Origin of the sequence: Cupriavidus sp. BIS7 (genome assembly GCF_000292345.1) — a bacterium.
Taxonomy (GTDB): Bacteria; Pseudomonadota; Gammaproteobacteria; order Burkholderiales; family Burkholderiaceae; genus Cupriavidus.
In genome coordinates this window covers 39,101-58,933 of the sequence record NZ_ALOU01000007.1, presented here as the reverse complement: position 1 = coordinate 58,933, position 19,833 = coordinate 39,101, and the positions used below count along the sequence as shown (strand labels likewise).

Sequence of the window (19,833 nt, the reverse complement as noted above, 5' to 3'; positions counted from 1 at the left end):
GTATAAGCCGATGACGCGTGGGCGATGCCTCGCCCGCGAGCGTTCATCGCCCAATCAAAGGAGGGTTCCCATGAAAACGAAGCTAGATCTGTCTTTGCCGATCATCGGTGGTTGCCGCGACGCGGACCTTGCCCCCGATCTGGTCCGTCGTGGCTGGCTCAAGGCACCTGGCGCATTCATGCTTGGCTCGCTGGCGGCGCTGTCGCTCGGCGAGGCGTTGCCGGCGTGGGGGCAGACGAAGTCCACCAGCACGAAAGACGACATCAATATCCTCAACACGGCGCTTGGACTGGAATACCAGGCGATTGCCGCCTACCAGGTGGGGGCCGAAAGCGGCCTGCTGCAAAAACCGGTGCTGGACACCGCCGTCAAGTTCCAGACCCATCACAAGGCGCACGCGCAGGTGCTGGCCGGCACCGTGGAAAAGCTCGGCGGCACGCCGGTCAAGACCAAGGCAGCCGGCGAGTACAAGTTCCCCGTGGCGGATCTGAAGACCCAGGCAGACGTCCTGCGCTTTGCGGCCGGGCTGGAAAAGGGCGCCACCGCCGCCTACCTCGGCGTCCTGCCGAGCTTCCACAACCGCGAACTGAGCAAGGCCGCCGGCAGCATCCTTGGCGACGAAGCGATGCACTGGGCCGTCCTGCTCAGCGTGCTTGGCGAGGACCCGGTGCCGGGAGCGTTTGTTGGGTGAGGCGGGCAACATCGCCAGGTTTCACGGCGGTGCAGGCCGAATGCCGCGTCCGCTGTGCCGGCCGTCCTACTGGAACGGGCAGACGGCTGGATTCGACCCGGACTTCGGTCCGGGTCTTTTCTAGGAGGGCTTATCAAGCGTGGTCGGCGATGGCCATGTCGACGGCGGCCATCGCATGCAGCGCGGTGGTGTCGAACACGGGCAGGGCGCTGTCCTGCGGGCCGATCAACAGCATGATTTCGGTGCAGCCGAGAATCACGGCCTGGGCACCGTCGGCCTGCAGCGCGGCGATGATGCGCTGATAGGCTGCCCGCGATTCATCACGCACGATGCCATGGCAGAGTTCGTCGTAGATGACGTCGTGGACGATATCGCGCTCGGCGTCTTCCGGGACCAACACCTTGATGCCATGACGGTCTTCCATCCGCTGGCGGTAGAAGTCCTGCTCCATCGTGAACCGCGTTCCAAGCAGCCCCACACGCTGAACGCCAGCCACGCGCAGCGCCGCCGCGGTTGGATCGACGATATGCAGGAAGGGCACGTTGAGTACTTCCTCGATGGCCGGTGCCACCCTGTGCATCGTGTTCGTGCAGAGCACGACGAAGTCAGCCCCGCCGGCCACCACCTGCCGGGCCGCCTGCTGCATCTGTTGCCCAAGTTCGTCCCAGCGCTCCGCGTGCTGCAGCTGTTTGATTTCCTCGAAGCATACGGTGGCCATGATGCTGCGGGCATTGCGATGGCCGCCAAGGCGGGCCTTCATGCCCTGGTTGATCAGCCGGTAGTACTCGGCCGACGATTCCCAGCTCATCCCGCCAATCAGTCCAATCGTCTTCATAAGGTGGTGTCGTGGTTCAGGTCGGCATCCACTCTAGCAAAAGCGCCAAAGGCGGGTGAGCCGTCTGGCCTGAGTATCGATGGCTAATTTTCCTCGGCATCGGTTTGTGTTCATTATGAACATGTTGCGATAAGAAAACTTATCGCAATATAACGCATGCGTAGCGCATCCAACCGGCACGAGCGGGGTACTAACCCAGAACAACGGCATCCAGTTGGTGTGATCGGCTTCGTCCAGGCGAACGCGGGCCTGATGGTCGATGTCTCGCTCAACGGCGCGAAGATCACCAAGCTCGATCTCTGAGGAGGATCAGGGCGGCACGGCGCGTTCGAAGATTCGTTCGCGATTCCATGTTCGTGCCTCATGCTTCGGAAGAAGCCGCCGGGCGCCTCCCGATCAAGCCGGCACCTTGGTCATTGGGTCCTGCCCCCACTACCCCTACTGCCAATTGGGCGGGTGTATCTTGAGGTGGTTCCTGCTTTAATGACGCGCCAAGTCCACTCGGGATTACCGGAGCCTCCATCATGTTCTACTCCCTCAGCAAAGTACTTCTGCTTGTCGTCTACGGCCTCGCGCTCGTGAGCTGCGTGAAGACGCTGCCGCTGCCGCCGGATGCGATCCACTGGCTGCGCATCGTGGCCGTGGCGCTGCTGGCGGCGCATATGCTGGAGGCGGTCGTTTTCTTCAAGAAGGTGGCGCTGTACAAGGGGCCGCTGCTCGACAGCGTGGTGCTGACAGTGCTGTTCGGCTTTGTGCACTGGATGCCGCTGGCCGATGCGGCGCAGCGCGGGCGCTGAGCCCGCGACGGGGCGGCCTGCCGCGCGTGCCATCGGCATCTACTCTGGTTCGAGCCCCGAAGCGCGCGCACAGCGACTGCTCCCCATCCGGGGACAGGCCGCTTGTCCCATATCCCGTCCACCGTGTGTCAGAAGGCCGCCACGCGCTGCACAACCCAGAAGGCGGCAACCGACCCGATCACATAGGCGATTGGTGTCCGGATCGAAGACCTCGATTGCCACGGATTGCGCCCCTCGCGGCCGCTGCCAGTTGCGAGACGCGCGACGAGCAGCAGCACCATTGACACCGCGGCGATGAAAAGGATTTGCCCGGCCTCGACGCCGAGGTTGAAAAACAAGAGCGCGACGGGGATGTTCTTTTCAGGCAGTCCGACTTCCCGGAGCGCGCCGGCGAAGCCGAAGCCGTGCAGCAGGCCGAAGACGAACGCCACGATCCACGGAAATCGCGCCGCCAGCCCAGTCGCTCCGTGCGCGCTGCGCAGCACCTCGGCGGCGACGAACATGACGCTCAGCGCGATCGTGGCTTCCACCGGCGCCTGCGGGACGTGGACGAGGCCGAGCGTCGCGGCGGCGAGCGTAATGCTGTGCGCAACCGTAAACGCAGTGACGGTGACGAGCAGGCGGTGCCAGTTCCCACAGAGGAACAGCAGGCCGAGCACGAACAGCAGGTGATCGACGCCAAGCAGAATGTGCTCGACGCCGAGCAGCAGATAGGTCTTCGCGACTTCGAACCGGCTCGGCGAGGCCGTCACCTCGAACGAGGTCTCGGCAGGCGTCAGCCGGGCCGTCTGCGTCGTGCCGTCCAGGCGCTCGACGCGCACAAGGACGTCTGTCTTCGTCGCGCTCAGGCCGTCGATGCCCACCCGCCTGCCGACCAGGCTGCCCGTGCAAGTAGCCTGCCAGCGCTCGACAAAGGTCGAGCCGACGAAGGAACCCTGCGACGGCACGCCGCTGCAGTTTTCCGGCAGCACCACGTAGATGCCGAGGCGGTAGTCACCGAGCGCCGGAACCTTCCACATCACCTCGAAGCGATCCGGCGCCACTTCGCGCAGATCGAGGTAGCCCGGGCGCACTTCATGGGCGTCGGCCATTGCCGAGGCAAACAGCAGAACGACCCGCAGAATCAGGCGCGCTGCTCGCATCATGGGTTCCTCCCCGAGTCCGAAACCGGCGCTTGCGACGCCGGGCCCGCCAGGCCCTCGATGCTGACGCGGTACTTGGAGCGCAACTGTGCAAGGAAGGCTTCCCTGGCCTTCGTGCCCTGCGTGGCCTGCCATTCACGAAGGACGACGGGCCGGATCTCGGCCAGCGGCGGGAGGCGCCCGGGCTCGCGCTGGTCGACGCGCACCAGATGAAGCCCGAAGGTCGATTTCACGGGGCCACTCCAGGAGCCGACTGGCGCCGCGGCCACCTGCGCGGCGAATGCCCCGCCGAACATGTAGGCGATCTCCTGCGCGCTCGCCGACTGGAGGTGCGTTGGCAGCAGCGTCGGGTCACCGAGCTCGCGCGGATCGGCGGGGCCGCGACCGGCGCGCAGCGAGGTCAGGATGCGCGCAGCCTCGTTCGGCGCGGCGCCGCCCCGACGTTCGATGCTGACGAAGACCTGCTCGAAGGTGAGCCGCTCCGGCGCGGTGAACTTCGATGCATGCTCGCGCAGGAAAGCCTCGAGCTGCGCGTCCGTCGGCTCGGCCGCGTCGGCGACACTGTCCGACATGAACTCCATCTTTTGGCGCAGCCGGCGGCGAATCACCTGGTCGTCTCGATCGATGCCCATCGCGATCGCCTCGCGGTAGTACACCTCGTCGGTAACGTAGTCGTCCACGAGGCCGCGCAGTTCCTGCGCGGTCGGCGGCCGCGACCAGGTCTTCTGGAAGTTCGTCGCGAGCGCTTCGACCTGGGACGTGCTCACTACGATGTCGCGGGTCGGCCCGGCGTCGCCGCCGGCCACGAAGTGCCAGACCGCGAAGAGCCCGGTTCCGATCAGGAGGAAGTGCAGCAGGGGCTCGCGGACCCACCCGCGCCAGTCAGGCGTTCGCATGCGCGGTCTCCTAGTGCGGCGTGTACCAGATCGGCGAGCTCCAGCCCCGCTCCTGCGTCGTCATAGGCACCTCGGGAGTCATCTTCAACTTGAAGCGCACGGCGTCGTAGGCCGTCCAGCGCGGGGTCGGGATCTCGAGGACGCGCGCGTAGTAGAACGCCGGCCGTGTCGGGTCGAACTCGGGATCCGTCCAGACGACGGCGAGCTCGGGCGTGCCGATGGTGTTGGTCCAGGTCGCCGTCGCGAGGTCCACCGTGTTGCCCACTAGCGGCACCTTGCCGTTCCTGTCGCGCTTGCGCTTCTCCGGATTGCTCCACACGACGTCGAACACCTTCTCGTGGGTCGCACCCGACTTGTCGAGCCAGCCCTTGATGACCTGGATGCGATCGAGATTGCCGCCATACGGATCTTTCGCCGCGGCGATCAGGAAGGTCGGCTTCTTGCCGGCCGGCGGCTGCGCCAGGTCGCCTCCCATCGGCACGCCCTTGGCATAGCCCACTATCGCAGGCGAGCGCGTCTGCAGGTCCTTGGGCACGTAGTCATAGCCGCCGAAGAAGCGTAGCCACAGGCGCGTGCCGCTGGTCGCGTAGGTCTCGCGTCGCTTCATCGCGTCCCAGATCGACTCGCGTGTGTTCTCGATCGCCCAGACGGCCGTGTAACCCGCTGCCGTCAACTCCCAGCCCTTCACAACGCGATCCCCAAACTTCAGCGCGGCCTCGCTCCAGCGCTCAGCGCGCGGCTCGCTGGAGATGAACTTGCCAAAGAAGTTGTCTTCCTCGGCCGTGGTGAGGCCGGTGTGCGTGTCCGTGCCCGCGGCCATGCCGTACTTGAATGGATTGGCGCCCAGGTCCTGCTCTAGCTTGAGACCGTTCTTCAGCGCCTCACGCAGGTACTCGTGCTGGATCATGCCGGGCTTCTTGGGCACGAGGTTGAGATTGCCCCTATCCCAGATCTCGTAGCCGACGGAGAACTCGTCGTTTGGCGACATCGACGGATGTGACTCGCTCTGGCCCTTGAACTGGATCACCTCGAACAAGGGCTCGAAGCGCGCCCGCTGCTCGGCATATTCCTTGGTCAGCGGCTTGCCGTCGAAGGTCTGCAGCTCGAACATGCGGCCGTTCGACAGGTTGCCGTTGTGCGGGATGGCGAGCAGGTGGCCGCCCGTCTTGCGCTCCCAATCGGCCATCCACTTCCAGAGGCTCGCGGGATCCTCTGAGGAGAAGGTCGTCAGGGGCAGCACCTGGTCGGCCTTGTCCTTGTTGTCGCGGTAGATGACGTTGCGGTGCAGGTTGTTGCCGCCTCCCGCGTTCGAAGTCCACTCGTAGGCGATGAACGTCGTGAAGCGCCCCGGCTCGTTGTACTTCTCCATGATGGCCGTGTTCTTCTCCCAGGTGCTCTTGGCGAACTTCGGGTCCATCAGCAGCGGCGGGAGTTTCTTGTTCGATTGCGCGGCGATCAGCTCGCTCATCGCCTTACCGGTCTCGTCGCCGCCCTTGGCCATCATGTCGTGCCAGCGCTTGAGCGTTGGGTCGGCCATCATCTCCGGCTCACCCGCTTGCAGCAGGGCGATGGTGCCCATGCCGTCCGAGTGATCAGTCAGAGCGAACCAGTCGAGGGGCCGCGACAGCCGCACCGGCTGCCCGCTGTTGGAGACGACCTCGTCGCCGCGCGCGAAGCGCACTGCGTCTTCCGGCCCGAGCGTCGTGCCGCTCATTCCGGCGTCTGCTGACCAGCCACTGTGGGCGTGCTCGTCGCCGAACAGAGGCCGCTCGGGATAGCGTCGTCCGGCGTAGGGCGAGTAGCCCGGGATCTTGTGGAAGGTCGACGGGTCGGCGGGGACGTAGCCATCGGAGTCGATGAGCCGTTGGGCCTGGGCGGGCGGCAAAAGCGCCAGCATGGCCAACGCGAGTAGATGCGCCTTGCCCATAGCGATGCCTTGCTTCATGTGTTCGCTCCTTCGACATGTTTTGTGTCGATGAACATCAATGCCCGCGTATCGAGCAGACCGGGTCACCGCCTCGGAGGCACGCTGGGGGACAGCGTCCCGCATAATTTATGACGAAATGGGGCCTTGGTGCAATCTCCTCGATCTCGTCCGGGGCACCGCCCCACTGCCGAGCGTGGCCGCCCGAATCGTGGCCTGAAGATCACCCCGGACGCGTTCGGGTCAGTCACCGCTGCGCCATCTCACCTTTATGCGTCGGTTGGACTGTGGGTCAATTCCCTGCCCGGTGCGCAATCGGCTGTCGCGCCCCCTGACACTCTTCCACATCCGATTCTCCAGATCGGTGGTGCGCGTGATCCCGGCCGAGTATCCGTTGTCGAGATCGCTTCTTCTGTTCGTCAGGCCCCAGTTCACCGCTCATCATTTGAAGGGCTTCATATACAGCCTTCTGCAAGATACGACAGTGCGGTAGGCAGCATTCACCCGCATACGGTGGGTGATAGCCTCATCTGAGGTCTGGGAGAGGATCGTTATGGCTTACCGCCTGGAGAAACGGCTCAATACGGCCATTGCGTGAATGTACCCGTCTGTTGCCGGGCTCGCTCTTGTCCGTACTCTCGGGAATCGCGCGGACCTGGAGGTTCAGCCGCCTCTACATTCAAAACTAGTCCTGGCGGAGGCAAACCATGCGCAAACTCATAATGGGCATTGTTGAATTCCGCGAGAAAATGCTGCCGCAATACGCGCAGCAGTTCAGCAAGCTGGCGCTTTCGCAGACACCTGACGCGCTCTTCATCACATGCTCGGACAGCCGGGTTGTGCCGGATCTGCTTGCTTCGACCCATCCAGGCGATCTATTCACAATGCGCAATGTCGGCAACCTCATACCACCGGCGACTGCGGAGGGTGCCTCTACCGGTGACCTTTCCGAGGCAAGCGCGATCGAGTATGCAGTGCTGGTGTTGAAAGTCGCGAACATTGTTGTGTGCGGGCATTCCGAGTGCGGTGCGATGAAGGCCGTGCAAACGCGCAGCGCCAAGCTGAAAGCGCCGAACCTCGATAAGTGGCTGTACCACGCCAACAACGCAGCGTTTCGTCTCGAACACGAAGGCCCGCTCGATGGCAGGCTGAAGCCGCACGATCAATTGTCGCAACTCAACGTGCTAGTCCAGCTTGAGCATTTGATGACATACCCGATCGTCCACCATCAGGTCACTGCCGGGGCACTGGTATTGAGCGGCTGGTGGTTCGACATTGCGACTGGCGACATGTACGCCTACGAGCGGACGAGCCGCTCGTTCGAAGTCATCGATCGCGCGATGGCCGATCGGATGATTGCGCGCCTCGCCGCCCGAGCGCGGTGAAGGTGCGAGGCTCCACAGGAACGGACATCCAAACTCGTTCCGATCAAGTCCAATGAGAGCTGATTGCACAGGTTCCGTAGCTGCTCGTCGAACCGAGTCTGGACAGGACGATCCGCGGCCACTCGCTCAGCGGGCGGCCATTGCCATCAGATGATTGCCGAACTGTTCCCGCAAACGGTTCTTCAGGGTCTTGCCCGTCGCACCCAAAGGAATGGCGTCCACGAAGATCACATCGTCCGGCGTCCACCATTTGGCGATCTTGTCCTCGTAGAAGGCGAGCAGTTCTTCCCGCGTGAGTTCCGCTTCGGGCTTTCTGGCCACGATCAATAGCGGGCGCTCATCCCATTTGGGGTGCTTCGCGGCAATGCACGCGGCCTGGAAAACGGCTGGATGCGCCATCGCAATGTTCTCCAGGTCAATCGAGCCAATCCATTCGCCTCCTGATTTGATCACGTCCTTGCTGCGGTCGGTGATCTGCATGAAGCCATCGGCGTCAATGGTGGCGACATCGCCGGTCGGGAACCAGCCCTGTGCTTCGTCGTCGAGCTGTAGTGGATTTCCGCCTTCGCTCCGGAAGTACTCACGTACGACCCACGGCCCGCGCACCAGCAAGTCACCGGACGCCACGCCATCCCAAGGCAACTCACGACCGTCCGCGCCGACGATCTTCATGTCGACGCCGAACAGCACACGGCCCTGTTTCGACTGGATTGTGAGACGGCCTTCGTAGCTCATCTCCCAGTGTTTGGGTTTCATCGAGCAAACGGTCCCGATCGGGCTCAGTTCTGTCATCCCCCACGCGTGCAGCACCGCCACGCCGTATGTGTCCTGGAACTTGCGCAACATGGCAGGTGGGCAGGCCGCGCCACCAATGATGGTACGCGCCATGCTCGAGAATTCCTGGCCTGTCTGCTCCAGATGGTTCAGCAGGCCTTGCCAGACTGTCGGAACGCCTGCGGAGAGCGTGACCTGCTCGGCTTCGAGCAGTTCGTACAGCGATTTGCCATCCAATGCCGGTCCGGGGAAGACAAGCTTGGCGCCGACCATGCACGCAACGTACGGAAGGCCCCAGGCATTCACGTGAAACATCGGTACGACCGGCAAGATCACGTCGCGCGCGGAACAATTCAGCGCATCCGGCAGCGCAGCCGCATAAGTGTGCAGTAGCGATGAGCGGTGGCTGTACAGGACGCCCTTGGGGTTGCCAGTCGTCCCGGAGGTGTAGCACAGCGTACTGGCGCTTTCCTCATCAAGAAGGGGCCACACATACTCGGGCGCGCCTTGCTCGATCAGATCTTCGTAGCAAAGGAGGTCAATACCTGCGTCCTGCGGCATGTGGGCGCGGTCGGTCATGGCGATGAACGCCTTGACCGTCTTGCAGCGGCTGGCGACGGCCTTGATCAGCGGCAGGAAAGTCAGGTCGAAGAAGATGTACTGGTCTTCAGCATGGTTCGCGATATAAGCAACCTGATCCTCGTGCAGGCGCGGATTGATGGTATGAAGGATGGCCCCCATCCCTGAGACGCCATAGTAGAGCTCCATGTGGCGATAGCCATTCCATGCCAGCGTGCCAATCCGGTCAGACGGCTTGATTCCCAGGGCGGTCAGCGCGCTGGCCATCTGGCGCGCACGGCGGTGGCAGTCCCGGAATGTGTAGCGATGGATATCGCCCTCTACCCGTCGCGACACGATCTCCGTATCGCCATGGTGCCGGTCTGCGTGCACGATGAGAGAGGAGATCAACAACTGCTTTTGCATCATCAGGCCATTCATGGCGTCATTCCTGTGTCTGCTGCTGTCTGCCAGCCCGAACCTCTGGCGGCAAATCGCTCCAGGCTGCGGAATGGGGGGGCGCTGTCAGGTCCGGGGACCTTCGTTCAGGCTGGTCAGGAGCGATGCCACGGTTCGCTGCTGGTCTTGATGAAGCAAGCAGACTGCGTGGTACCGGTGTTTGGATAAGGATGAACCCTTGGCCGCATCGCTGGCAGCGAATTGAGAGGCAGCCAAGGATCAATAGTCAGGCTGGAGTGGGAAGCCGCGGTGGTGCCGCGGCGCCCCTAAGCATTGCTTAGTTGAATGCCGAGAGATCCTTCGGCTGGATGTCATGCTTTTCGCAATAGGCGAGGTAGCGCTGCATCGCAGTCTTCCAGTTTTCGATGGCCAGGACTTTGTCGTTCTCATCGACAAACACAAGGTCGCCCATCACGGAAACCAGCATCAGCGTATAGCCATCTTTCTCATTTGTGCTGACGACTTCTGGCGTGTGAGTGGACGCAGCCGTCTCAAACACCACGCTGCCAGGTCCGGCAACCCAGTCGTGCTCCTTGTATTTCCACTGGCCTTCGATGGTGTAGACCATGACGGTGCCGGAATGGTGGTGCTTGGGAAGCTGCATGGTGATCGGTGCCTTCATCAGCACGATGATTTCGCCCCGAATTGGGTCAAGCTTGAAGTACTTCAGCAAGACTTCGTCCGAATAGGGGGTGAACGGAACCCAAGGCAGTGAATCGCCATCGATGACTGCAGTATCAATTTGTTGGTAAAGCATAACTGTCTCCTTTGATTTGAAATAAGACGGCATTTCAATTTGCCGCGTGATGCAACGCACATGCGTGTTGGCGCCGTATCAGCCTTGCAACTGATCAGGGCGAGGTGTAGTTGATGCCCGCCATGCGTTGGCGGGCGGACTTCTCAAGGTTTCCCCGGGGACAGACTGGATCAGGACAGCGGAGCGCCAGCCAGCGTCGCGCGAAGCATCTTCCGCGGCGCATTGCCATAGTCAGCCACGGCATAGTGCTGGCACAGCAGGTTGTCCCACATGGCCACAGTGTTGTCGCGCCACTTCAGGCGGACCTGGTACTCTGGAATCGCGGCCTGGGAAGTCAGATAGTTCAGCAGGTGATGCGCTTCTGGCATGAAATCGTTGCCGCAACGGACGTCCTTGAAGTTCCAGAAGTTCGAGAAATGGGTGGTGAAAGCATTCACGAACAGCACCTTTTCCCCGGTCTCGGGGTGGATGAGCACAACGGGGTGCTCGACGGCAGGAAGCTTTTCTGCGGCAGCAAGGCGTTCCTCCCTTGGATGCTGGGCAAAGAAGGATGGTTCGACGCTGTGCTTGGCGTACAGGCCGTCAATCCGCTGCTTGATGGCCTCGGGCAGGCGCTCATAGGCCATGGCCATGTTGGACCACATCGTGTCACCGCCGGTATCGGGGCCCAGTTCGCGCCGCAGTATTGCGCCACGCGGAGGAGTCTTCTTGTAGGTTATGTCCGAATGCCAGAGGTTTTCACGGCTGATCTTCTCGACCGTGCTTGACTTGCCCGCGTCGAGATTGCGGTACAGAACCAGCAGTTTGTCGGCTTCCGGATGACTCGGCGCAATTGGATGCGGCTCCAGTTCGCCGAATTGCGCCGCGAAGGCCTGATGCTCCATCGGCGTAATTTGCTGATCGCGGAAGAACACCACCTTGTGCTTCAGCCACAGCGCACGGATTTCAGCGATGAGGTCAGGATCCTGGGCAGCGTCGGCCAGGCTGACATTGCTGAGTTCTGCGCCGATGGCAGGCGTGCAGAGCTCCACCTTGATCGAATGTTGACGCACCGATGGCCGGATAATGGCCGGTGCCGTGGGGGAAACCTGTGTGGTCCTGTTCTGCGCCGTAGCTGCTGCTGTCATAGCTGTCTCCAATCTGAGTCTGTGCCCGCGGTGTGCGAGCGTTTTGCAGGCCTGGGTGGATCGGCACGCCGTACATCGACGGCGCTTGATCAATCCACTTGGGTGCAGCTATCTTAGGTTTCGTCGCTGCTTTGATGATTAGCCTGTTGGGCCAATTACTTAGCAGCCTGAGACATGCGCACCAGGGGGCACTGGCTCGGCGCGTGCGGCGACACTGGTCTCACTCCGCGAGGGAGATTCGGGGCAAGCGGGGAATTGGTTCGGCGTCTCTACGCTAGTTGGCGCTGCAGACTAGTCAGCCAGGAGCAACGGAACCCATTGGCTGAAGGGCGCGGGCCGCATCAGGCGCCTCAAATGAGTTCATCCACGCTTCAGTCCGGGCCTGGACGTCGCCATTTCCTGCCTGTAGTCGCCCGCCCAATCCGACGGGGTTTTGCCAAACTCCCGGCGGAACCAGCGGGAAAAGTCGCCAGCGGTGGAGAAGCCAAGCAGTTCGGCGACTTCATATAGCTTGCGCCTGCTATTGGCGAGGTATTCCTCGGCGAGCTCCAATCGCACAGCATTGACGATCGTTGTCGCGCTCTCGTCGCTGCTTGCCAGGTGCCGGTTCAGCGTGCGCCGGTTGATACCCAGATGTTGGGAGATTCGCTCGACCGAACACAGTCCGGTCGGCAGCAACATCTTGACGACTTCACGCGCGCGCTGGGTCAGGTCGTCTTCTTCCAGTCTGGCTAACTGTACGTCAAGCAAGCGCTTCACTTCTCGACTGAGCTCCGGGGTAGCCGCCGGAATAGGCAGATCCAGCTCGCGGCTGCGACAGACGATCGCATTGAATTCCTTCGAGAATTCGACAGCGGTCCCGAGCACGCGGCGATGAACATCGAGGTTGGAAGGGGCCTCGTGGGTAAAGCTGATCGACACAGGGCGAAAGGTATTCTGTGTCAAGACGGCAAAGGTCCGTAGCAAAACGCCCACCGACTGCTCGACCGCCTGGCGCCAGACGCCGGGGCGCCGGAAATTGATATGCAGCGCTGCAAGGTCCCCGGCATCGTCGAGCCGCAATTGCACCCCATCATTATGCAAACGCAGGTATCGGGCGGTGGCCAGCATTGCAGTGCGCAAAGTTGGTTCTTCGCGGACGACCAGGGCCAGCATGCCGAGGTTCGCCAGGCTTCTCTTCTCTGCCAGCAGCAGGGCGAATGCCTCTTCCCCGGACCGGAGCGCTGATTCTTCAAGCAGCCACCCGACGGCATCGGCACTGATCATGAGGTTGGGATCATCCAGTGCTTTGGCCGGTATCTTTGCCGCCCGCAACATGCGGTACGGATCCAGGCCGACTGCTCGGGCAAGGGGTTCGTAGCCGGTAAGCGCGGCCGCCCTGGTAAAAATGTGCCCGTCTGCAGCCATGTCCCAAACCTCTAAGAATTTGTCCCAGCTCGCTTAGTATAGTTGCGGCCTTTGCAGCTACCTTAGTAGTCGAAACCCTGACACGGAGGAAGACAATGACTAAGGGCACAGCAGCTCACTGCGCCAGGATCGACGCTTGGGCACGGGCGAATGCCGACGATCCGCAAGCGTTCAACCACTGCTTCGCCGAGGTGAACGGCATCCGCATGCACTACGTGGACGAGGGGGAAGGCCCCCTGGTCATCCTGCTGCACGGCTTTCCCTACCTGTGGTACATGTGGCGCCGCCAGATCCCGGCGCTGGTCAACGCCGGCTATCGGGTCGTTGTGCCCGATCAACGTGGATTTGGCCAAAGCGACCGGCCCGAGGCGATCGAAGCCTATGACTTGAGTCAGGCCGTTGGCGACATGGTCGGACTGATGGAGGCGCTGGGTGAGACGTCCGCCGTGATCGTCGGGCACGACCTGGGCGCCTGGGTCGCTCAGTCGGCCGCCATGCTGAGGCCGGATTTGTTTCGCGCACTCGTCATGCTCAACACACCGGTACCGCCACGAGGCAAGGTAAAGCCCAGTGTCGGCTGGCAGGCCATGGCCAAGGGCAAGGTGTATCACCACATGTACTTCCAGCAGGTTGGCAAGCCCGACCGCGAATTGTCCGCCGATACGCGAAAGACGCTGCGCAGCGTCTTCTACTCGATCTCCGGGAGTGCCGTCGGCGCCGAACGCTGGCGCATGCTTATCGAGCCGGGCGAGAGCATTCTTCGCGCTTTCACAGAGCCGAAGGAATTCCCTGAGTGGTTGAGTGCTCGCGCGCTGGACTACTACGTGGAGGAGTACACCCGCACCGGATTTGCCGGCGCCTTGAACTACTACCGCTGTCGCGACCGGAACTGGGAAATCACGGCTTTCCTCGATGGCGCCGTGGTGCAGCAGCCGAGCATGTTCATTGGCGGCGCAGCCGACCCATCCCTTGAGCTGGTGGGTGACCTCTATGACCAACTCGACGCGTACCTGCCCGGGCTGCGAAAGAAAGTCCTGCTGCCTGGCGTGGGCCACAGTGCCGCGGAGGAATGCGTAGAACAAGTCAACGATTTGCTCCTCGAGTTCTTGGGGCAGCTAGCGGGCTGAGTTTCGGAAAGTTTGACCTGACGCCCCACCGTCCTGGATGGGGCGAACGTAACGCTCATGGAAAATACAGGAGAAGACATGATTGGATGGACTCGTAGCCCGTGGCTTGGGCGCGCTCTGTGCCCACTGCTTGGTTTGGCTGCACTTCAGGTTCAGGCATCCGCCGGCGCAGCCACGGCCCCGCCAAGCGCGGCCGATGCACAGGAAATTGCTACAGAGGCCTATATTTACGCCTACCCGATGGTGCTAATGGAGGTGACGCGACGCGTTTCCACCAACGTTGAAGCTCCCGATTCCAGCCACTTCCGTGCGCCGATGAACCAGTTCGTGCACGCGACCGCTTTTCCCGACGAAAAGTTCGACATAGTGGTTCGTCCGAATGCGGACACACTGTACTCGACGCTCTGGTTCGACGTCACGCGTGAGCCACTCATCATCACCGTGCCGGATTCCGGCGGTCGCTACTATCTGCTTCCGGCGCTCGACCTGTGGACGGACATCTTTACCTCACCCGGTACGCGCACCACCGGCAATGGTCCGCAGCAGTTCGCCATTGTCGGCCCAGGTTGGCGTGGCAAGCTCCCGGCTGGCGTGACCGCTTATGTCTCGCCGACGGCCGTGGGCTGGATGATCGGCCGGACGCAGACCAATGGCGTTGCAGACTATGAGTCCGTGCACAAATTCCAGGCCGGCCTCAGGACGACACCGCTCAGCGCATGGGGCAAGCCTGGCTATGTACCCCCAATGGGCACCGTCAATCCACAGCAGGATATGACGGCCCCAGTCGAGCAGGTGGCAAAGATGGACGCGGACACCTACTTTGCGACGTTTGCCCGGTTGCTGAAGACCAATCCGCCGCATGCCAACGACTTCCCGATTCTTGCCCGCATCGCACGCCTCGGGTTGGTACCCGGGCAGGATCTTGATCTGAACCGCTTGCCGCCGGAGTCGCAGGCCGCGTTGCGGGCCGCGCCGGCCGCGGGACGCTCGCTGATCGTGGCAGCGCTACCTCGCACCGGTTTCGTGACAAACGGTTGGAGAGTGATTGCCAATCCGATCGGCACGTATGGGACCGATTATCTCCGTCGGGCGATAATTGCTTTTGCCGGTCTGGGAGCCTGCACGGTCGACGACGCGCTCTACCCGTTTGCGATGGTGGACGCCGAAGGCAAGCCCTTCGACAGCGCGGCGAAATACGTCATCCACTTCGACAAGGAGCAGTTGCCGCCGGCACGCGCCTTCTGGTCCCTGTCGATGTACAACGATCGGCAGTTCTTTGCTTCCAATTCCATCAACCGTTTCGCCATCGGTGATCGCGATCCGCTGAAGTACAACGCAGATGGCTCACTGGATCTGGTGCTCCAGCGCGAGCGTGCCATCGGCATGGAATCCAACTGGTTGCCCACGCCTGCATCAGGCAGCTTTTCGATGAACCTGCGCATGTACCTGCCGGGGCCAGATGCCCTCAATGGCACCTGGAAGCCACCGGTAATCAGGCGCGTAGCAAGCTGATATCCGGATTCCCGCCTGCTGGCTCGTCCAGCGGCGGGTTGCCGATTTCCGGCCACATCCTCATCATCGAAGGCACATGTCGTGCATGAGGCGCATCTGGCGCGATCGAGGTGTACTTGTTTGCAAAGGGCAGGCCATGCTGTACGTCGCCGGCCGCGATTGTTTGTTTTACATGCATGTGTAGCCTAGGCTGTGAACTATATTGCCCACAAGCCAGCTTGCTCAGGGCGCCCGCTACTGCCCGGCAGGAAGACGCTTCAAGAAAAAGAGTCGTATGTGAACAAGGGGGTGTTCATGAAAGCACACTATCGGATCCTGCGTCGCGTTGTGCAGGTTGTTCTCATGTCGCCCTTCCTTTGGGCGATCAGCCAGCGGGCATATTCACAACCGCCTGTGCCGGCAGAGAAGGCGCCTGCCGCAGTGCAGAAGAGCGAGTCGCGGGAGCAGGAGCAGGCTCGTACTATCTTGATGCGGATGGCCGAATTTCTCGGCAGCGCGCAGGCGTTCAGCGTCACGATGCGATGCGGCTACGATACCGTCCAGGCATCCGGTCAGAAGATCGAATTCGGAGAGATTCGCAAGATCATTGCGAGCAGACCGGACCGGTTGCGGGTTGAAAGCGAGCGTAGCGACGGCAGTAAGACTCTTACTGTACTCACGGGCAAGGAGATTCGGCTGATCGATTTTGCCGATAACGTCTTTGCGACTGGCGCGCAACCCGGCGGTCTGGACGACACCGTTGTTCATTTGGTCCGGGATCTTCATGTGCGGTTTCCCTTGGCCATGCTCCTGTTAAGCCGACTGCCCGCTGAATTCAATGAGCGCGTACGGGCGATCGATTATGTGGAGAAGACCAATATTCAGGGTATCCCGTCCTATCACCTTGCCGCGCGCGGCGACACGGTGGATTTTCAGGTCTGGGTGGCTGACGGCAACCAGCCAGTTCCCGTTCGAGTTGTCCTGACCTACAAGAATGAGCCGGGCCAGCCTCAGTTCTGGGCACAGTTATCGGACTGGAACTTCGCACCGAAGCTTGCCGATGACACATTCTCGGCGCGGGTGCCGGACGGCGCGACAAGGATTGCATTTGCCGCGGAAATTCCCACTGTGCAACCCGGGGCGCGCAAGGTGTCGCCAGCCAAAGGAGGCAAGAAATGAAAACACTTCCATGGCGTGGCGTTGCCGCCGTGGCGCTCGCAAGCCTATTCCTCATGGGGGGCGTGCTTGAGGCTGGCGCGCAGGGGCGTGGCGGCCGTGGCGGCGATCGGGGCAGCCGCAGTGGTGGCGAGGGTGGTGAGGGTGGCTTCTCGCGCGGAGGCGCGGCGGCTAGCGGATCCTTTTCTTCGGGGCAAGGAGGCGGAGCAGCGGCACAGCGAACAGGCGGCGGCGAGGGTGCGACAGGCCAGCGTAAGCAGGCGGCCGGCGAAAATCAGGCGCAACGGCAGTCCTCTGTGAGCCAGGCGCAACAGACTTCTGGCGCCAACCAGGCGCAGCGGCAGTCCTCCGTGAGCCAGGCGCAACAGACTTCTGGCGCCAACCAGGCGCAGCGGCAGCAGAGCAAGAGTGAAAGCCAGGCTCAGCGCCAAGCGACCTCCAGCCAGAACCAGGCCAACCGACAGGCCACCTCCAGCCAGAACCAAGCAAACCGGCAAAGCGCCTGCTCAGATTGCAATTCCGACTGGGACGACGATGCGGCTGCCGGCTTTGTCGCGGGCGCGTTAGTTGTTGGTACGACAGCGGCCATGGTGAGTGCTGCGGCAACTCCGGTTCCGGTCAGTACCGCGGCGCCTATGCCGGCACCGCCTCCGCCGCCAGCCGCACCGCCCTGCAACGTTGCCCCAGTGGTGGTGAGCGGCGCCTCCTACTACAACTGCGGTTCAACGTGGTATACGGCGGGCTACGGCAGTGGTGGCGTCGTCTACGTGCCAACCCAGCCACCACCGGGCCGATAATCTGGCTTCTTACCGCAGGCGCGTAGCCGCCATCCATCGCGAGAGGTGGCGGCAAATCGCAGAGTCAGGATCCACGTCTTAGACACGGCCAATGTTCGGAGTCCAGCCGTTCCCGGCCTCTTCGCAATGCCGGTCGCGGTCCCTGCGAGCCAAGCCGGAGACAGGCAAGCGACATCGGATTGGTTTGTGAGGTGGCAGCCTCCGCCGCGCCGGCAAGTGGCTCATACCCGGTTGTCGGGCACACTACGCTTCTCGCTCGGGCGCGTAGCTGCCAGCATTCGCTGGGTGACGAGCAGAAGCGGGGTGGCGGCCATCGATAGAGCGACCGCCGCTGTCACGACCGACAATTGCTCGTCATTCAGCAAGCGCGCGCTCTGGGCCGCCGCCATCACAACGAAAGCAAATTCTCCGCCCTGGGAAAGCAGAATCGCGAAGTAGGTGTGCTGCTCGCGCGGTACCTGGAACCGGCTGGCCAGGAACCACAGTGCGGCCGATTTGGCGCCGACTAGCGCAACAACCAGTGCGGCAATCAGCGCCGGCTTGTGTACCAGCACACCGAAATCGATCGACATGCCCACGGCCATGAAGAACAGCCCGAGCAGTATCCCCTTGAAGGGCGCCATGTCGGATTCGATCTCGTGACGGCCTTCGGAACCTGCCAGGAGCACACCGGCTACAAACGCGCCGAGTGACATGGACAGGTGAACGCTGTGCATGAGCAAGGCGATGCCAATCACCCAGAGCAGCGCGAACACAGTGAACATGTCGCGTGTGCCGCTGCGTTTGATGACAGGAATGATAAAACCCAGGAAGAAACGTCCGGCGAAAAGAATCGCGGCAAGCATGGCCAGTGCCTTAAGCGCCAGTTCCCAACCGGGGGACATCATCTCCGCAGCCGGCATTGGGGAGAGCAGTGGCAACAAGGCAATCATTGGGATTGCCGCAATATCCTGGAACAGCAGAATTCCGAAACTCGTCCTCCCGAGTGGCGTATCGATCTGCCGGCTCTGCTCGAGAATCGAAATTACCATCGCGGTTGACGAAAGCGAGAGCGCTAGTGCGGCTGCAACGCCAACGCGCCATTGCACGCCGAAAGCAGTGAAGATCGCGGCCAGCAGCACCCCGCACAGCGTGACCTGGATGCCACCGTAGCCGAAAATTGACCGCCGCATGTCCCACAGCTTCTGGACATCCATCTCGATGCCGATGACAAACATCATCAGCATGATGCCCAGCTCGGATATATGGAATACCGGGTCGACAGCGACGACGAGCCCCAATACTCCAGGACCGATGATCACACCGGCTATCAGGTAACCAAGGACAGAGCCGAAGCCGAGTCGTACCGACAGCGGCACCGTGATCAGTGCTGCCGCGAGAAATATCACTGAGTCAAGCAACAGGTTGACGATCATTCATCTGCTTCCTGTCGGCAGGTACGCGAACCATTCTAGGAGTAGAAGCGCTTTTCATGCAAAGCCGGGGGGCTCCCAACGTCCCGGCCAACCAGTTAAGGCCGATGGGGGCACCTTGCGCTATTGTCGGCGAAAAATTCAAGTAGGCGCTCGACCGTCCAATCCGGCAGCTCTTCCGGAATCCAGTGTCCGCAGCCTTCTGCGACACCGCCACGAACGTTGGCGGCCACGCGCTGCCAGGATTCCATCGCCGCCATGCCGCGGCCGATACCCGGTGCACCACCGCCATAGACAAGCACTGGCATCTCCAGCTTGCCTTCGGCAATGAACTGCTGGTTGTCTGCAATATCCTGCGGAAGGGCGCGGTAGTAGTTGAATCCGGCGCGCATGGCGCCCGGCTGCGAGTAGGTGCGCAAGTACTCGCGCCGGGCCTCTTCCGAAATGGCATCCGGACGGGCACCCGCCTTGCGATAGAAAAAGCTCAGATAGAGTTCTTCACGACCCGCGACCAGCGCCTCAGGGAAATCGGGTTCTCCATGAAACCCGAAGTGCCAGCGAGCCATAGCCGCCAGGGGCGCGCCATCGCCCGGTACAGGTACGTCGAAGGCAGCCAGCCCGAGAATGGCCTTGCGGTGCTGTGCCGCCAGCGCAAACGCCACCGGCCCACCCCAGTCATGGCCTACGACGAAAAAGCGGTCCTCGCCGAGCACGTCGTGTACAAGGCGCCAGATATCCTGACTGACCGTCTTGGTGTCGTACCCACCAAGCGGGCGGGACGAATCGCCAAGCCCCCGCAGGTCCGGGGCGATGACCCGGTAACGACTCGCGAGCCCATGAATGACGTCCCGCCACATGTACCAGGTTTGCGGCCATCCGTGCAGCAACACGACGGTTGGCCCGCTGCCGGCGGCGACATAGTGCAAGCGCACGTCGCCCAGATCGGCGTAGTGATGCGTTACGTTTGTCATGTCGGATGTCCTTTCAGAGCGGCTTGTCGCCGACGATCGTGGCGCGTTCATCTTGCGTTTGGCATGGCGGGTAATCCATCGCCGCGTAGCTCAGTCGTTCGACTTTC

Annotated in this window: 17 protein-coding genes; 7 read left to right on the top strand and 10 right to left on the bottom strand. The window is 62.0% G+C overall.

What is annotated here, in order from left to right; all coding sequences use genetic code 11:
• Positions 1-70: 70 nt before the first annotated feature.
• Complete coding sequence (locus B552_RS0102125) at positions 71-691, top strand: ferritin-like domain-containing protein (protein WP_019447344.1); 621 nt, start codon at positions 71-73, stop codon at positions 689-691.
• Between the two features lie 133 nt (positions 692-824).
• Here B552_RS0102125 and B552_RS0102120 read toward each other — a convergent pair whose 3' ends face one another.
• Complete coding sequence (locus B552_RS0102120; RefSeq protein ID WP_019447343.1) at positions 825-1,526, bottom strand: aspartate/glutamate racemase family protein; 702 nt, start codon at positions 1,524-1,526, stop codon at positions 825-827.
• Positions 1,527-1,682: 156 nt separating this feature from the next.
• Here B552_RS0102120 and B552_RS28700 point away from each other — a divergent pair, with 156 nt between their 5' ends.
• Entirely contained in the window at positions 1,683-1,829 is a 147-nt protein-coding gene (locus B552_RS28700; RefSeq protein WP_157160156.1) for a hypothetical protein, read from the top strand.
• A 221-nt stretch (positions 1,830-2,050) separates the two neighbouring features.
• On the top strand, positions 2,051-2,323 hold the full coding sequence (locus B552_RS0102110; RefSeq protein WP_019447342.1) for a DUF1145 domain-containing protein: 273 nt from the start codon (positions 2,051-2,053) through the stop codon (positions 2,321-2,323).
• A gap of 128 nt (positions 2,324-2,451) precedes the next feature.
• On the opposite strand, the gene B552_RS0102105 is transcribed toward B552_RS0102110, so the two are convergent.
• From B552_RS0102105 to B552_RS0102095, 3 genes are read right to left on the bottom strand one after another with little or no spacing between them, the layout of a single operon-like run.
• A complete protein-coding gene (locus B552_RS0102105) occupies positions 2,452-3,468 on the bottom strand; it encodes a HupE/UreJ family protein (protein WP_019447341.1) in 1,017 nt (338 codons plus the stop codon).
• The gene (locus B552_RS27040; RefSeq protein ID WP_019447340.1) at positions 3,465-4,361 is read right to left on the bottom strand and encodes a peptidyl-prolyl cis-trans isomerase; all 897 of its coding nucleotides are present in this window, start codon (positions 4,359-4,361) and stop codon (positions 3,465-3,467) included. The genes B552_RS0102105 and B552_RS27040 overlap by 4 nt, the downstream gene beginning before the upstream one ends.
• A 10-nt stretch (positions 4,362-4,371) precedes the next feature.
• Positions 4,372-6,306, bottom strand: coding sequence for a DUF3604 domain-containing protein (locus tag B552_RS0102095; protein ID WP_019447339.1), 1,935 nt, complete (start codon positions 6,304-6,306; stop codon positions 4,372-4,374).
• 686 nt (positions 6,307-6,992) lie between these two features.
• Here B552_RS0102095 and B552_RS0102090 point away from each other — a divergent pair.
• The gene (locus tag B552_RS0102090; RefSeq protein ID WP_026035226.1) at positions 6,993-7,670 is read left to right on the top strand and encodes a carbonic anhydrase; all 678 of its coding nucleotides are present in this window, start codon (positions 6,993-6,995) and stop codon (positions 7,668-7,670) included.
• A 126-nt stretch (positions 7,671-7,796) separates the two neighbouring features.
• On the opposite strand, the gene B552_RS0102085 is transcribed toward B552_RS0102090, so the two are convergent.
• The 4 genes from B552_RS0102085 to B552_RS0102070 form a co-directional block, all read right to left on the bottom strand.
• Positions 7,797-9,443, bottom strand: a complete 1,647-nt coding sequence (locus tag B552_RS0102085; protein WP_019447337.1) for a 3-(methylthio)propionyl-CoA ligase — start codon at positions 9,441-9,443, stop codon at positions 7,797-7,799.
• A 295-nt stretch (positions 9,444-9,738) separates the two neighbouring features.
• Entirely contained in the window at positions 9,739-10,218 is a 480-nt protein-coding gene (locus tag B552_RS0102080) for a 2,4'-dihydroxyacetophenone dioxygenase family protein (RefSeq protein ID WP_019447336.1), read from the bottom strand.
• Positions 10,219-10,388: 170 nt separating this feature from the next.
• Positions 10,389-11,345: a TauD/TfdA family dioxygenase gene (locus B552_RS0102075; RefSeq protein WP_019447335.1), complete on the bottom strand. Its 957-nt coding sequence runs from the start codon at positions 11,343-11,345 to the stop codon at positions 10,389-10,391.
• Between the two features lie 360 nt (positions 11,346-11,705).
• Positions 11,706-12,752: an AraC family transcriptional regulator gene (locus B552_RS0102070; protein WP_019447334.1), complete on the bottom strand. Its 1,047-nt coding sequence runs from the start codon at positions 12,750-12,752 to the stop codon at positions 11,706-11,708.
• A gap of 95 nt (positions 12,753-12,847) precedes the next feature.
• On the opposite strand from B552_RS0102070, the gene B552_RS0102065 reads away from it, so the two are divergent.
• The 3 genes from B552_RS0102065 (at position 12,848) to B552_RS27035 (ending at position 16,549) form a co-directional block, all read left to right on the top strand.
• The gene (locus B552_RS0102065; protein ID WP_019447333.1) at positions 12,848-13,879 is read left to right on the top strand and encodes an alpha/beta hydrolase; all 1,032 of its coding nucleotides are present in this window, start codon (positions 12,848-12,850) and stop codon (positions 13,877-13,879) included.
• Between the two features lie 57 nt (positions 13,880-13,936).
• Positions 13,937-15,391, top strand: coding sequence for a DUF1254 domain-containing protein (locus B552_RS0102060; RefSeq protein ID WP_237718148.1), 1,455 nt, complete (start codon positions 13,937-13,939; stop codon positions 15,389-15,391).
• 294 nt (positions 15,392-15,685) lie between these two features.
• Positions 15,686-16,549: a DUF2092 domain-containing protein gene (locus B552_RS27035; RefSeq protein ID WP_237718147.1), complete on the top strand. Its 864-nt coding sequence runs from the start codon at positions 15,686-15,688 to the stop codon at positions 16,547-16,549.
• A gap of 1,015 nt (positions 16,550-17,564) precedes the next feature.
• On the opposite strand, the gene B552_RS0102045 is transcribed toward B552_RS27035, so the two are convergent.
• Both B552_RS0102045 and B552_RS0102040 read right to left on the bottom strand, forming a co-directional pair.
• Complete coding sequence (locus B552_RS0102045) at positions 17,565-18,758, bottom strand: monovalent cation:proton antiporter-2 (CPA2) family protein (RefSeq protein ID WP_019447330.1); 1,194 nt, start codon at positions 18,756-18,758, stop codon at positions 17,565-17,567.
• Positions 18,759-18,853: 95 nt separating this feature from the next.
• Positions 18,854-19,726 (bottom strand): alpha/beta hydrolase, encoded by an 873-nt coding sequence (locus B552_RS0102040; protein WP_019447329.1) that lies wholly within the window; start codon positions 19,724-19,726, stop codon positions 18,854-18,856.
• Positions 19,727-19,833: the final 107 nt, after the last annotated feature.